Here is a 13,014-nt window from a genome sequence, read left to right on the forward strand (position 1 = left end):
CTACTCCTTGCCGGGTACGGAGGTGGGGGCGGCGGCGGGAACGGCGGCGGACGAGCCGGTTCCGGCGCGGGAGAGGACGAGCAGCAGGGCCCAGGTGATCAGCAGGCTGAGCAGGGACACCGCTACGGACATCCGGGCCTCGGCGCCGGAGACGGAGACGATCCACACCGCGAAGGGCCGGAAGCCCAGCAGTGAGGCGACGGTGTACTCGCCGAGCACCAGGGCCAGGGTGAGGAAGGAGGCGCCGGCGAGCGAGGACCGCAGATTGGGCAGGATGACGCGGAGGATCACGTACAGCCGCCCGGCCCCGCAGTTCCGGGCCGCCTCCACCAGCGTGGGCACGTCGACCGCGCGCAGTCCGGCGTCCAGCGAGCGGTGCACGAACGGCAGCGCCAGCACGGTGTAGGCGAGGACCAGCACCACCGGGAACGACTCGTTCTGCACGGCGAGGAAGGTCTGGTAGAGCGGGGTGCGGGAGAAGTGGTCGGGCCCCCAGCGCAGCACCGTGGCGATCCCGGTGACCAGCGCGATCGGCGGCACCACCAGCGGCAGCATGCAGACGATCTCGACGACGGCGCGCAGCCGGGGCGGCCCGAGCCGGACCGCGACGAGGGCGGGCACGACCAGCAGCAGGGCCAGCGCGATCGTGGCGGCGGCGAGGGAGAGCGAGAGGAACAGGCTCTCGGTGAAGCCGTCGGCCGACAGGATCCCGCTGTACGCGGCGAAGGTGACGCCCTGGTTCGGCACCTGGACGGTGAAGACGAACGAGGAGACCAGCGGGGTGAGGAAGTACAGCCCGGCGACGGTGAGGACCGCGCCGCGCCAGTAGCGCGGGCGGCGCCGGGCCGTCTTCGCCGGGGCGGCGACGGGAGCCGTGGACACCGGGTCCGTGGAGAGGGGGGTCAGCGCAGCCATCGGGAACTCCGTCGCTGGAGGGGCAGGTAGACCGCCATCACCAGTCCGGCGATCACGATCATGTCGAGGCTCAGCGCCAGGGCGACGTTCTCCTGGCCGACCAGGACGTTGCCCGAGAGCGCGTCGGCGATCTTCAGGGTGACCAGCGGGACGGAGCCGCCGACCAGGGCGGCGGCCGTGGCGTGCGCGGCGAAGGCGCTGCCGAAGAGCAGGACGAAGCCGCCGAGCAGCGAGGGCGCGAGGACCGGCAGTCCGACATGGCGCCAGAACTGCCAGGTGGAGGCCCCGGTGCTGAGCGCGGCCTCCCGCCACTGCGGGCGCAGCCCGTCCAGGGCGGGGACGACGACGAGCACCATGAGCGGGACGAGGAAGTAGAGGTAGATGACGGTGAGCCCGGTGAAGGAGTAGAGGTTCCAGCCGAGGGCGTCCAGGTGCCCGATCTCGGTGACGACCCCGGAGATGCCGAGGGTCGCGACGAAGGCGAAGGCGAGCGGGATCCCGCCGAAGTTGGCGAGCACCCCGGAGGCGGTGAGCACCGCGCCGCGCAGGGCGCCGCGCCGGGAGGTGACGACGGCCTGGGCGATCAGCACCCCGAGCACGGTGGCGAGCGCGGCGGTCAGCGCGGAGAGCTGGACGCTGCCGGTGAGCGAGGTGAGGTAGGGCCCCTGGAGCGAGCGCGCGAGATGGTCACCGGTGAACTCGGTGGTCCCGGCGACCGGGTCGGTTCGGGTGAGCGCCCCGTACAGCAGGGCCCCGGCGGGCAGTCCGAAGCAGAGCCCGGCGAAGACGAGCAGCGGGAGCGCGCCGAGCCAGGCGCGGGACGGGCGGCGGCGGGCACGGCCACCGCCCTGCGCGGTGGCCGCCCCGGGTCCCGGGGCGGCGGACGGGTGCGGGACGGTCATCAGGAGACGGCCTTGTCCCAGTTCTCGGCGAGGGTGGCGTTGGCCTTGTCGAGCTCGTCCGAGCTGGGGAAGGCCGGGGTGCCCTCGACCTCGGGCAGCTTGGCGACGAAGGTCTTGTCGGCGGTGCCGTCCTCGGTCATGGCGGGCAGCAGCACCGGGCGGGCGTAGCCCTTGAGCCAGAGGTTCTGGCCCTCGGCGCTGTAGAGGTATTCCATCCACAGGCGGGCGGCGGCCGGGTGCGGGGCCTCCTTGTTGATGGCCTGCGAGTAGAACTGGGCGTAGACGCCGTCGGCCGGCACGGAGACCTTCCAGTCGACGCCCTTGCCCTTGAACTGGTCGGCGTACCCGGCGTTCAGGTAGTCCCAGTCGATGCTGATCGGCGTCTCGCCCTTCTCGACGGTCGCCGGGGTGGACTCGACGGGGATGAAGTTGCCGCTCTTCTTCAGCTTGCCGAAGAAGTCGATGCCGGGCTGGATGTCGCCGAACGAGCCCTTGTTGGCGAGGGAGGCCGCGTAGACGCCGCCGAACGCGGAGCCGGACTTGGTCGGATTGCCGTTGAGGGCGACCTTGCCCTTGTACTCGGGCTTCAGCAGGTCCGCGAAGGTCTCGGGGCAGGTCTTGATGCGGGCGGCGTCGCAGCCGATGGAGACGTACCCGCCGTAGTCGTTGTACCAGCGGCCGTCCGCGTCCTTCTGGCTGTCGGGGATCTTGTCCCAGGCGGTGACCTTGTACGGGGCGAAGAGGTTCTCGGCGGCGCCGCTGCGGGCGAAGGCGATGCCGAGGTCGAGGACGTCGGGGGCGCGCTTCTGGCCCTTGCGGGACTTGACGGCGGCTATCTCGTCGGAGCTGGAGGCGTCCGGGGTCTCGCTCTTGATCTTGACCTTGTACTTCGCCTGGAAGGCCTTGATGACCTCGCCGTAGTTCGCCCAGTCCGGCGGCAGGGCGATCACGTTCAGCTCGCCCTCCTTCTCGGCGGCGGCGACCAGCTTCTCCAGCCCGCCGAAGTCGGCGACCGAGGTGGCCTCGGTGGACTTCACCCCGTTCACCCCGGTCGCGGCCTTCTCCTCGGGAGCGGCGCCGCAGGCGGTGAGGGCGGTGAGGGCGGCGGTGGAGAGGGCGAGAGCGGCAACGGCACGGCCGTTGGCGCGGATACGGGGGCGGGGTCGGGCTCTGCGCACGGTGTGTCTCCCGGGAGCGAAGTGAGGGCGACTTGTTCATACAAGCTGGCATCAGTTCGCCCGGCTCAGGTGTCCGGGGAGTTAACGTCCGATGTCCGGTGCAGCAAGAGAGGAGGAAGAGGAAAGCCCGTCATATCGGGGTTGTGGTAGATAAGGAACCGTGTGCGGCGGTGCCCGGAGCGGACGTTAGAGTGGGATTCCGGACCGTGGCGCAAACACCTTCCTGTGCACAGCACGGATCCACATCAGTCGACCGACGGGGGGCGCGTGGTCCGTTCACGCTACGAGGAGATCGCCGAGTCGCTGCGCCAGGCGATCCGGAGCGGCGTCCATCCGCCGGGCTCCCGGCTGCCGTCCGAGAGCGACCTCGCCGCGCGGTGGGCGGCCTCGCGCGGCACGGTCCGCCAGGCGGTGGCGCTGCTGGCCTCCGAGGGCCTGATCGGCTCCCGGCAGGGCGCCCGCCGGGTGGTCCTGCGCCAGGAGCGCCGGCAGAGTTTCGAGCAGCTCAACAGCTTCGCCCAGTGGGCGCGGGCGATGGGCTGCGAGGTCTCCAGCCGCATCCTGACCCGCACCACCCGCCCCGCGACCGACGAGGAGGCGGCCCGCCTGGACACCGCCCCGGGCAGCGAGGTGCTGTACGTCCTGCGCCTGCGGCACCTGGACGGCGAGCCAGTGATGGTCGAGCGGACGGTGTACGCGGAGTGGGTGGCCCCGACGGTCCGCGCGCTGCCGGAGGACTGCGTCTCGATCATGGACAGCATCGCGGAACGGGCGGACATCGTGGCCCACCACGGCGAGCACCTGATCGACGCGGTCGCGGCGGGCAGCGAGGACGCCCGGCTGCTGCGGATCCGCCGGGCCAGCCCACTGCTGCGGCAGCGCCATCTGACGTGCACGGCGGCGGGCCGGGCCATCGAGTGGACGGACGACCGCTACCGGGCGGGCAGCGTCGTCTTCAACGTGATGAACAGCGCGGCGGCGGCGCCGTTGGAGCGGCGGGCGGGGCCGAGCGTCGCGGGGTGAGCACTCCCCCGGGCTCAGCCGCCGGAGGTGTCCAGCTCCGCGTCGGCGCTGATCCCTGCGCAGTCGTACGGGTCCTTCAGCCAGCCGTCCGGCAGGACGACCCGGTTGTTGCCCGAGGTACGCCCGCGCGGCCCGTCGGCGCCGTCCGGCCAGGGCTGGTCGAGGTCCAGTTCGTGCAGCTGGCCGGCCAGCTCCTCCAGCGAGGAGGTGATCGCCAGCTTCTTGCGCATCTCGGAGCCGACCGCGAAGCCCTTGAGATACCAGGCCACATGCTTGCGGAAGTCGATCACGCCACGGGTCTCGTCGCCGATCCACTCCCCCAGCAGCGTCGCGTGGCGCACCATGACGTCCGCGACCTCGCGCAGGGTGGGCGCGTGCCGTTCCGTACGGCCCTCCATGGCGCTCACCAGGTCGGCGAAGAGCCAGGGCCGCCCGAGGCACCCGCGTCCGACCACCACCCCGTCGCAGCCGGTCTCCCGCATCATCCGCAGGGCGTCGTCGGCGCACCAGATGTCGCCGTTGCCGAGCACGGGGATCTCCGGGACGTGCTCCTTGAGCCGGGCGATGGCGTCCCAGTCGGCGGTGCCGCCGTAGTGCTGGGCGGCGGTGCGGCCGTGCAGGGCGACGGCGGTGACGCCCTCCTCGACGGCGATGCGGCCCGCGTCGAGGAAGGTGATGTGGTCGTCGTCGATGCCCTTGCGCATCTTGATCGTGACGGGGAGATCACCGGCGTTGGAGACGGCCTGGTGGAGGATGGCGCGCAGCAGGGGCCGCTTGTACGGGAGCGCGGAGCCGCCGCCCTTGCGGGTGACCTTGGGGACCGGGCAGCCGAAGTTCAGGTCGATGTGGTCGGCGAGGCCCTCGTCGACGATCATCCGGACCGCCTTGCCGACGGTGACCGGGTCCACTCCGTACAGCTGGATCGAGCGCGGGGTCTCGGCCGCGTCGAAGTGGATGAGCTGCATGGTCTTCTCGTTGCGCTCGACCAGCGCCCGCGTGGTGATCATCTCGCTGACGAACAGCCCCTTGCCCCCGGAGAACTCCCGGCACAGCGTCCGGAACGGGGCGTTGGTGATGCCGGCCATCGGGGCCAGCACGACCGGCGGCTGCACGGTGTGCGGGCCGATACGGAGCTGCGGGAGGGCAGGGGCGAGCGTGGTCATTGCTCCATTGTCGCGTACGCCGGACGGGTGGCGGGCCCGGCCGTGCGGTCGCGGCGGTGTACGGGCTCCGATCAGCACTTCGGGTGAATGACGCCCGCTTCTCCGGACGCCCCGGCCGGAAGGGCGCAGGGTGAGCGGGTCGTCCCGGCCGCCGGGGCGCATCGGAAAGAGGGCGGAGAATGCGGGCCGCGGGAGCAGGGCGCCGACATGCTCGGTGACGAGGACCGGAGCCGTCTGCGCCGGCTGGTCGAGGTGGTCGCGGGTCACGACCTGCGACGGGTGGTGGAGAAGGTGGCCGGCCAGGCCGATCCGGAGGTGCTGGCGTCGCTGGCGTCGCGATGTGTGTTCGACCACGCCGCGACGCTCGTCTTCCCCGATCGCGTCGAGGACGTCGTGGACGTCCTGGGCCGGTGGGGGTTCGAGGTGTCCGGGCCGGTGCCGAGCGTGGTCGTGCGGGAACGGCTGGTACGGCGCCACGGGCTGGACGAGGAGGACAGTGACGTCTCGATCCTCAAGGCGTGGACCACCCGCGCGACGGGCGGTTCCCCGGGCCTCGAAGTGTTCGTCCTTCCCCGGGCGCGGGAGGACGACGCCGTCGCGCGGGCCGAGCGGCGGTCCCGCCACGAGGACCACTTCGCCCTGCGCGTCACCCGCCCCGCCGACGGCGGCCTGGACCGGGTGCGGTCGCTCCTGGTCGACGGGCTGTCGCTGGTCCCGGACGGCGGCGGCCACAACCCCTACGAGGGGGCCGCGACGGGCGGCCGCTCGGTGCTGTACTTCACCGCCCCCGGCGGACGACTGGAACTCACCCACGACGGGAGCCTCTCCGATGGCGCATGACAGGAACGACGACGCACGACGACGCCCACCCGCCGTCGGCTTCTCGCGGACCCGGTTCCTCGCCGGTCTGCGGGCCACGGCGGAGGCCCTCGGCACGCCGTACTCCGAGTCCGTCACCCATGAGGTGCTGGACGCCTACGCCCCGGCGTTCCGCGAGGGGGCCGTGCTGTGGCGGACCACCGACCGCCCCGGAGCGGGGCTCGACTACCGCTTCTACGCACGCCGTCCCATGGACACCGTGGCGATCGCCCGGCGTGCGGGGTTCCTCGCCGAGGACGACCCGCTCGCCGGGCTCGTACGGACGTGGAGCGGCCTGTACGGAGGTGCTCCGGAGCAGTCCTGCGACTTCGACGCGGCCCTCGGGCTCACCAAGACCTGGGTGTACCTGGCAGGAACCCGCCCCGTGGACGACATCCTCGACGCCCCGGGAGTCCCCGCCGTGCTGCGTGATCTCAGGCCCGTCTTCCACGGACTGGGGCTGGACCATGTACGGCACGTCGCGGTGGACTACCGCCGCCGGAGCGTGAACCTGTACTTCCGCGCCCGCGGCCCCGTGGACCCGGAGCAGTGCCGGCGGTTCACCGCACTGGCGGGCGCCGAACCGCCCGGGGAGCGGCTGTTCGGCGAGATGGCCGCCTTCCTCTCCCGCGGCGCCTACACCTTCTCGGTCACCCTCTCGCTCGCGACCGGCGCGGTGGAGCGGGTCGCGTTCTACGCGCTGAAGCTGCCGGCCGGCCAATTCCCCTCGTTCGGAAGCCGGTTGCGTACGTTCTTCGCCACCGCGCCCTCCCACGACCCCGAGGAGATGAACGCGGTCGCCTGGTCCTTCGGCGCGGGCGGCGCGACCTACGTCAAGGCCGAACGGAGCCACTGCGGCGATCTGGTGGAGCTCATCCGCGGCTGGAACACCTTCTTCAGCCGGTCGGAGACCACCGACCCGGCCCTGGCGGTACCGGGCGGCGCCTCGTGAGCCCGTACGACTCCGCCCGTACGCCAGCCCCTGCCCCTGCCCCTGCCTCTGGCCCTGTCTCTGCCTACGCCCTCGGGCACGCCCCCGCCGAGCTGGACCGGCTGCTCCTCCAGGCCCGGCTGTACGGCCCCATCACCGCGCGGGCGTTCCGGCAGGCGGGGCTGGGGCCCGGGATGCGCGTCCTGGACGCGGGCTGCGGCGCCGGGGACGTGACGTTCCTCGCCGCGGAAACCGTCGGGCCCGGCGGCTCCGTGACCGGGGTGGACACCGCGCCCGAGGCCCTGGACCTGGCCCGTGCCCGGCTGCGCGACCGGATCCGGGGCTCCGGGGCGGGCGGGGCGGCCGAGACGGGCGGGGCGGCCGGGACGGGCGGGGAGGGCTCCGTGGACTTCCGCCGGGCGACGCTGCCGGACATCTCCCTCGACACACCGGTGGACGCGCTGGTCGGCCGGCTCGTCCTGGGGCATCAGGACGAGCCGGCGATCTTCCTGCGCCGCCTTGCCGAACTCGTCCGCCCCGGAGGGCTGATCGCGTTCCAGGAGTTCGACAACCACTCGCTCCGGTCCGTGCCGGCGACCCCCCTCGCCGGGGCCGTGCTCCGGGGCATCGGCACGGCCCTCCGCGCCGGCGGGAAGGAGCGGGGCGCGGGCGCGCGCCTCTATTCCCTGTTCCGGCAGGCGGGGCTGGCGCCGGCGGGGGTCTGCGCCACGACGCCGATGGGCGGGGCCGAGGACCCCTTGGTCCTCCCGCTGGCCGTCCACACCTACAGCACGGTGGCCGGCGACCGGGAGGCGGTCGGCGACCTCACGACGCTGGAGGAGCGTATGCGCGCGGAGCTGGACGCGGCGGACGCCGTGCTGATCATGCCGACCGCCGTCACCGTCTGGGCCGCCGCACCGGCCCGGCCGGCCGGGTGACCGGAACGTACGCTCAGTGACGCGCCGACACGCCGACGCGTCAGTCGCAGTGCTCGCCCGGGGGGGGCGGACGTACGCGGGACGAGGTAGGTGTCCACTCCAGCCGTCGCGACGAGTAACGCTCGGCGGCCCGCATGCCCCGGAATCGAGGCCGATCGGTCTTGCCGGCCCGTCCCGGCGGACCGCACCGGCCGGTCGACCGAGCGCCCCGACGCCCCAACACCCCTGGCGGATACGGCTACTCGTCGTCCAGCGCGATCCGGTGCAGCCGCTCCAGCCGGGTCCGGGTCTCGGCGTCCACCGGTGGGTAGCTGACCATGCGCGGGCCGCTGAGGGGGCCGAGCCAGAGGTTGGTGTGCTCGACGTACAGCAGCCCCACGTGGGCGTTGCGGATGTACTTGGTGCGGCCCTGCTGCTCGATCACCTCATGGCGCTCCCACACCTCGCGGAACTCCGGCGACCGGGCCTCCAGCCGCCGCACCAGCGCCTTCCAGGCGGGCTCGGCCAGGTGTCCGGCCATCGCGGCGCGGAACTTCGCGGCCATGGTCCGGGTGACCTCGGGCAGATCGACGACCGAGGCCCGCCAGTCGTCGTGGGTGAAGGCCAGCAGCAGGCAGTTGCGGTCCTCGGGCGGCACCGCGTCCAGGTCGCAGAGGAGCCGGGCGTAGGTGCGGTTGTACGCGAGGACGTCGTACCGGCTGTTCTGGATACAGGCCGGAATCGGATCCAGCTGCTCCAGCATGGTCCGCAGCGCCGGGGTGACGGTGGGGCACTGGGTGCCGGGGGCCGGGTCGACGGCCTCGGCGAGCGCGAAGAGGTGGCTGCGCTCGCTCGGGTCGAGGAGCAGGGCGCGGGCGAGGGCGTCCAGCACCTGGGAGGAGACCTGGATGTCCCGGGCCTGTTCGAGCCAGGTGTACCAGGTGACCCCGACCGCCGAGAGCTGGGCGACCTCCTCGCGGCGCAGCCCGGGGGTGCGGCGGCGCCGGCCCCGGACCAGGCCGACCTGCTCGGGGGTGATGCGCTCACGGCGGCTGCGCAGGAAGGCGGCGAGCTCGTGCCGCCGGGCGTCGGACGCGGACTCCTCGCGCTCCTCGGGAAGTGCGCCGGTCGCGGGCGGGCGGGCGGCTGCCATGGTCGTCATGCCTCCAGCGTGCCGGGCGCCCCGGCCTGTTGCCAGGTACTGCTTGTACCAGGATAAAGACACTCTGGTACCACGTTGGGATCGGCGGCAGAGTCGACGGCGTGAGTGAATCATCCGTACACACATCCCTCGCGCCGGAACGGGCCACCCCCGCCACCGGCGAACCCACCGGCCCGGTCCGCCATGACCACCCCACGCCCGTGCTGGGCGCGCTCGGCCTCTTCACCGTGCTGCTGGGCGCGGCACTCCCGCTCATCGACTTCTTCATCGTGAACGTCGCGCTGCCCACGATCGACCGCGATCTGGACGCGGGCCCGGCCATGCTCGAACTGGTCGTCGCCGGTTACGGCCTCGCGTACGCCGTGCTGCTGGTCCTCGGCGGGCGGCTGGGCGACATGGTGGGCCGCAGGCGGCTGTTCCTGATCGGCATGGCGGCCTTCGGGATCACCTCGCTGGCCTGCGGACTCGCCCCGGACGCCTGGACGCTGGTCGGCGCCCGGGTGGCGCAGGGTGCGGCGGCCGCGCTGATGCTGCCGCAGGTGCTGGCGACGATCCAGGCCGCGACGCGGGGCCCGCGCCGGGCCCGGGCTATGAGCCTGTACGGGGCGACGGCCGGGCTGTCGATGGTCGCGGGCCAGATCCTGGGCGGGGTGCTGGTCGCCGCCGCCCCGATGTCCTCGGTGTTCGGCGAGAGCGCGGGCTGGCGGTCGGTGTTCCTGGTGAACGTGCCGGTGGCGGTGGTGGGCCTGATCCTGGCCGCCCGCGCGGTCCCGGAGACCCGCTCGGACCGCCCGGCCCCCGTGGACGTACCGGGAACCCTGCTGCTCGCCCTCTCCCTGGTCACCCTGCTGGCCCCGCTGACGGAGGGCCGGGCCGCCGGGTGGCCGCTGTGGACCTGGGTCTCGCTGGCCCTCTTCCCCTTCTCCGCGTACGCCTTCTACCGGGTGGAGCGGCGGGCCGACCGGCTGGGCCGGGTGCCGCTGGTCCCGCCGAGCCTGCTGCGGCTGGACTCGCTGCGGCGGGGCCTGGCGCTGGTGGTGCCGTTCTCGATCGGCTTCGGCGGCTTCATGTTCGTGATCGCGGTGGCGCTCCAGCAGGGCCTGCGCCTCGGCCCGGCGGCGGCCGGCCTCTCGCTGGCCCCGATGGCGCTGGCCTTCTTCGGCGCCTCGCTGGCGGGCCCCCGCCTGGTACGCCGGTACGGCACCCGGGTCGTCACGGCGGGCGGGCTGATCCAGGCGGTGGGCATCGTCGTGCTGGCGCTGACCGCGCACTTCGCCTGGCAGGGCCTGGGGCTGTGGGGCCTGCTGCCGGGGGTGGCGATCGCGGGCCTCGGCCAGGGTCTCCAACTCCCCGTGCTGTTCCGGATCGTGCTCTCCGACGTACCGCCGGAGAAGGCCGGGGTGGGCGGCGGCGTGATGACGACGACGCAGCAGGCGGCGCTGGCCCTCGGGGTGGCCACGCTGGGCACCCTGTTCCTGGCGCTGGTGCCGGGCCTGGGCATGCGGGACGCGCTGGTCGTGACCCTGCTGGTGCAGTTGGCGGCGGTGGCACTGACGGTCGGGCTGAGCCTGCGGCTGCCGCGCACGGTGGCGTGAGCGGCGGGGGCCGCGCGCCCGGCCCGTCGATCGCGGACCTACGCTGCCGGGGAGGGGCGAGCCGGTCCCCCTCCCGGACCGGAACCGGGTGACGGTCACGCGGGGGGCGCCCCGTCAGCACCCGGAAGGTGAGGCACCGATGAAACTCCTCCGAGGCAGACCGCCCACCGGCCGCCGACGCCGCGCAGGCCCGCCGCCGCCCCGAAGCCGGAGCCCGATCAGGTGGCACGCGCAACCCCAGAGTTCACAAGGGCTCGTCCTCGGCGGGTTCATGTCCGTCGGTGGACTCGTCGGCGGGGTGCGCGCCCTGCTGGACGGGACCGAGGCCCGGACGACCCTCGGACTGTTCGGCATCGGGGCTCTGGGCCTCGCCATCACCGTCTCGGGGTCGTGGCGTACTTCCGGAAGCGCTGAGATCACCCTCCACCGTCCGGCCGGAGCGGGCGGGGAGCCGGAGCCCATCCGCTAAGGTCCCCGGGACGACGAGCCCGCGAGGTGCCGCATGGCCCATCTGTTCATCTTCGGCTGCTTCCTGCTGCTGGGTGTGGCCAGTTCGCTGGCGGCCGGCACCGGGTATCGGGGCACGGTCTGCGACCGGTCCGTCGGCTACGAGATCCCGGCAGAGGTGACGTCGGACCCGAAGCTACGGAGCCGGGCGAACAGCCTGGTGGCGTTCTGGTGCACGGGGGCCGCGATCCTCAGCCTCGCCCCGTTGGTGGTCATCGGCAGTGCGGCCCTGAGGGACGGCGGTACGTCGGTCTCCACCTGGGGGCTGGTGGCGTTCGCCGCCTACGGCCTGGTCGTGGTGACGGTGGGGGCGTACCCCTTCGAGAAGATCAAGCAGCTCGGCGCCCCCGCCGAACGCTGAGCCACGATCCACGAGCCACGCGAGAGGCCGGGACGCCGGGACAGGACGGACACATGCTCGACTACGACGACGAGGCCCGGCACTACGACGCGACCCGAGGCGGCGAACCGAGGGCCCGGGCCGCGGCGGAGGCGGTGGAACGGCTCCTGCCGCAAGGGCCGTGCACGATCCTGGACATCGCGTGCGGCACGGGCATCGTGACCGAACGGCTGCGGCGTCCGGAGCGGACGGTGGTGGGCGTCGACCGTTCGCCCGGGATGTTGGGCGTGGCCGCACGCCGGTTGCAGGGAGGCGTCGTACGGGGCAACGCCACAACACTGCCTTTCGCGTCGAGGACGGTGGACGCCGTCGTGATCGTCTGGCTGCTGCATCTGCTCCCGGACCCCGCACCCGTACTGACCGAGGCGGCCAGGGTGCTGCGGCCCGGCGGGGTGCTGATCACCACGGTCGACAAGAACGACGCATACTTCACCGAGGACAGCGATATCGCCGAGGTCACGGCGGACCTGCGACGCGCGTACGCGCCCCGGGTGCCCGACCGGTCCGTCCGGGTCCTCGACCGGGCGGCGGAGCTGGGGCTGAGCATGGTCGGCCGGACGGAGTTCCCCGGTACGGGGCAGGGCCGCAGCCCACGCAGGTGGCGCGAGGCGATCGATGCGGGCGACATCTCCTGGTGCACCCACGCACCCCGGGACCGGGTGGCCGACGTGTGCCGACGGCTCGCCGCGCTACCGGACCAGGACACGGCCCGCCCGGACCCTCAGTACCGTCTCGTCGCCTTGAAGTCGTGAGAGCCAGAAGCACCGGCTGCGACAGCTGGGCCGCCATGGTCAAGAATCTTCAGGAATTGGCCGAGGGCACCGAAGGAATGAGCGTCTGTGCGAATGCGGAGCAGCGCCGGACCGGAGGCCGGGTTACCCGGTAGTGGTCCCGTACCTTGAACTCCTCACAGGAGTCAAAAAGGGAAATCTTTGCCTCCGGTTGAATGGTTGCGGAGTAGCGGGCCGCAGCGAAGCGGAATCTTCAGTTCACCCCGCCCCGTGACCGTGGGGTCGTTTTCTCGGCGTTGCCCATAATCTCGGGGAACGTCGCCCCCTCGGGGGAGATGTTGAGGCTGCCCACCGCTCCGCACCCTCTCAAAATGCCCTCCTCGGTAGGCTCCCTGCCAGCAGGAACTCCCCTCTGTGAAACATGGACGTCACATGGACAAGGCATGGCCTCATTTAAGCCATGCGGCCGAAATCGATCTTCCGGTGACATTTCAGCGGGGGCTGCTGCTTTGATGGATGAGCCGCGCAAGAGGGCGCGGCACATCGAGCGGAAGGGGGCAGCGGTCGAGCCACGGGCGCGACCACGCAGGCCGAGACGGAACCGGAACCATTTCGAAGGCTGACTCAATTGTCAATGCTCCCGGTATCAATTCGCCGCTGTCCCGGCGAGCCCTCGTCCCTGACCGCACGGATCGTACGGGGAAGTGATCCGAGCAGCGGGACGGCGATGTG

Annotated in this window: 13 protein-coding genes; 8 read left to right on the plus strand and 5 right to left on the minus strand. The window is 72.5% G+C overall.

The window, feature by feature from the left end; genetic code table 11:
* From ACSMXR_RS10005 to ACSMXR_RS10015, 3 genes are read right to left on the minus strand one after another with little or no spacing between them, the layout of a single operon-like run.
* Positions 1 to 915: an ABC transporter permease gene (locus ACSMXR_RS10005; protein WP_218527602.1), complete on the minus strand. Its 915-nt coding sequence runs from the start codon at positions 913 to 915 to the stop codon at positions 1 to 3.
* Positions 903 to 1,817 (minus strand): ABC transporter permease, encoded by a 915-nt coding sequence (locus ACSMXR_RS10010; protein ID WP_030622108.1) that lies wholly within the window; start codon positions 1,815 to 1,817, stop codon positions 903 to 905. Before ACSMXR_RS10010 ends, ACSMXR_RS10005 begins: the two co-directional genes overlap by 13 nt.
* The gene (locus tag ACSMXR_RS10015; RefSeq protein ID WP_137233313.1) at positions 1,817 to 2,995 is read right to left on the minus strand and encodes an ABC transporter substrate-binding protein; all 1,179 of its coding nucleotides are present in this window, start codon (positions 2,993 to 2,995) and stop codon (positions 1,817 to 1,819) included. The genes ACSMXR_RS10010 and ACSMXR_RS10015 overlap by 1 nt, the downstream gene beginning before the upstream one ends.
* Before the next feature lie 267 nt (positions 2,996 to 3,262).
* Here ACSMXR_RS10015 and ACSMXR_RS10020 point away from each other — a divergent pair, with 267 nt between their 5' ends.
* Positions 3,263 to 4,018 carry a GntR family transcriptional regulator gene (locus tag ACSMXR_RS10020; RefSeq protein ID WP_218527601.1) on the plus strand — a complete coding sequence of 252 codons (756 nt, stop codon included), beginning with the start codon at positions 3,263 to 3,265 and terminating at the stop codon, positions 4,016 to 4,018.
* A 14-nt stretch (positions 4,019 to 4,032) separates the two neighbouring features.
* On the opposite strand, the gene dusB is transcribed toward ACSMXR_RS10020, so the two are convergent.
* On the minus strand, positions 4,033 to 5,181 hold the full coding sequence (dusB, locus tag ACSMXR_RS10025) for a tRNA dihydrouridine synthase DusB (RefSeq protein WP_030622103.1): 1,149 nt from the start codon (positions 5,179 to 5,181) through the stop codon (positions 4,033 to 4,035).
* Between the two features lie 207 nt (positions 5,182 to 5,388).
* Here dusB and ACSMXR_RS10030 point away from each other — a divergent pair, with 207 nt between their 5' ends.
* From ACSMXR_RS10030 to ACSMXR_RS10040, 3 genes are read left to right on the plus strand one after another with little or no spacing between them, the layout of a single operon-like run.
* Complete coding sequence (locus tag ACSMXR_RS10030; protein WP_473171661.1) at positions 5,389 to 6,021, plus strand: hypothetical protein; 633 nt, start codon at positions 5,389 to 5,391, stop codon at positions 6,019 to 6,021.
* On the plus strand, positions 6,011 to 6,991 hold the full coding sequence (locus tag ACSMXR_RS10035) for an aromatic prenyltransferase (RefSeq protein WP_473171662.1): 981 nt from the start codon (positions 6,011 to 6,013) through the stop codon (positions 6,989 to 6,991). The genes ACSMXR_RS10030 and ACSMXR_RS10035 overlap by 11 nt, the downstream gene beginning before the upstream one ends.
* The gene (locus ACSMXR_RS10040; protein WP_473171663.1) at positions 6,988 to 7,908 is read left to right on the plus strand and encodes a class I SAM-dependent methyltransferase; all 921 of its coding nucleotides are present in this window, start codon (positions 6,988 to 6,990) and stop codon (positions 7,906 to 7,908) included. The genes ACSMXR_RS10035 and ACSMXR_RS10040 overlap by 4 nt, the downstream gene beginning before the upstream one ends.
* 238 nt (positions 7,909 to 8,146) lie before the next feature.
* On the opposite strand, the gene ACSMXR_RS10045 is transcribed toward ACSMXR_RS10040, so the two are convergent.
* Complete coding sequence (locus tag ACSMXR_RS10045) at positions 8,147 to 9,049, minus strand: MmyB family transcriptional regulator (RefSeq protein ID WP_376188976.1); 903 nt, start codon at positions 9,047 to 9,049, stop codon at positions 8,147 to 8,149.
* A 101-nt stretch (positions 9,050 to 9,150) separates the two neighbouring features.
* On the opposite strand from ACSMXR_RS10045, the gene ACSMXR_RS10050 reads away from it, so the two are divergent.
* The 4 genes from ACSMXR_RS10050 (at position 9,151) to ACSMXR_RS10065 (ending at position 12,303) form a co-directional block, all read left to right on the plus strand.
* On the plus strand, positions 9,151 to 10,644 hold the full coding sequence (locus tag ACSMXR_RS10050) for an MFS transporter (protein ID WP_376188977.1): 1,494 nt from the start codon (positions 9,151 to 9,153) through the stop codon (positions 10,642 to 10,644).
* A gap of 271 nt (positions 10,645 to 10,915) precedes the next feature.
* Complete coding sequence (locus ACSMXR_RS10055; protein WP_473171664.1) at positions 10,916 to 11,113, plus strand: hypothetical protein; 198 nt, start codon at positions 10,916 to 10,918, stop codon at positions 11,111 to 11,113.
* Positions 11,114 to 11,146: 33 nt separating this feature from the next.
* Positions 11,147 to 11,512 carry a hypothetical protein gene (locus ACSMXR_RS10060; protein WP_218527599.1) on the plus strand — a complete coding sequence of 122 codons (366 nt, stop codon included), beginning with the start codon at positions 11,147 to 11,149 and terminating at the stop codon, positions 11,510 to 11,512.
* A gap of 53 nt (positions 11,513 to 11,565) precedes the next feature.
* Positions 11,566 to 12,303, plus strand: coding sequence for a class I SAM-dependent methyltransferase (locus tag ACSMXR_RS10065; RefSeq protein ID WP_473171665.1), 738 nt, complete (start codon positions 11,566 to 11,568; stop codon positions 12,301 to 12,303).
* The last annotated feature ends 711 nt before the right edge of the window (positions 12,304 to 13,014 follow it).

This window comes from Streptomyces sp. DSM 106670 (genome assembly GCF_055792845.1).

Bases quoted from the DNA above. Each gene is read 5' to 3' on its own strand.
- dusB (WP_030622103.1), bottom strand. From the start codon at position 5,181: ATGACCACGCTCGCCCCTGCCCTCCCGCAGCTCCGTATCGGCCCGCAC.
- ACSMXR_RS10030 (WP_473171661.1), top strand. From the start codon at position 5,389: ATGCTCGGTGACGAGGACCGGAGCCGTCTGCGCCGGCTGGTCGAGGTG.
- ACSMXR_RS10005 (WP_218527602.1), bottom strand. From the start codon at position 915: ATGGCTGCGCTGACCCCCCTCTCCACGGACCCGGTGTCCACGGCTCCC.
- ACSMXR_RS10060 (WP_218527599.1), top strand. From the start codon at position 11,147: ATGGCCCATCTGTTCATCTTCGGCTGCTTCCTGCTGCTGGGTGTGGCC.
- ACSMXR_RS10010 (WP_030622108.1), bottom strand. From the start codon at position 1,817: ATGACCGTCCCGCACCCGTCCGCCGCCCCGGGACCCGGGGCGGCCACC.
- ACSMXR_RS10065 (WP_473171665.1), top strand. From the start codon at position 11,566: ATGCTCGACTACGACGACGAGGCCCGGCACTACGACGCGACCCGAGGC.
- ACSMXR_RS10055 (WP_473171664.1), top strand. From the start codon at position 10,916: ATGTCCGTCGGTGGACTCGTCGGCGGGGTGCGCGCCCTGCTGGACGGG.
- ACSMXR_RS10035 (WP_473171662.1), top strand. From the start codon at position 6,011: ATGGCGCATGACAGGAACGACGACGCACGACGACGCCCACCCGCCGTC.
- ACSMXR_RS10045 (WP_376188976.1), bottom strand. From the start codon at position 9,049: ATGACGACCATGGCAGCCGCCCGCCCGCCCGCGACCGGCGCACTTCCC.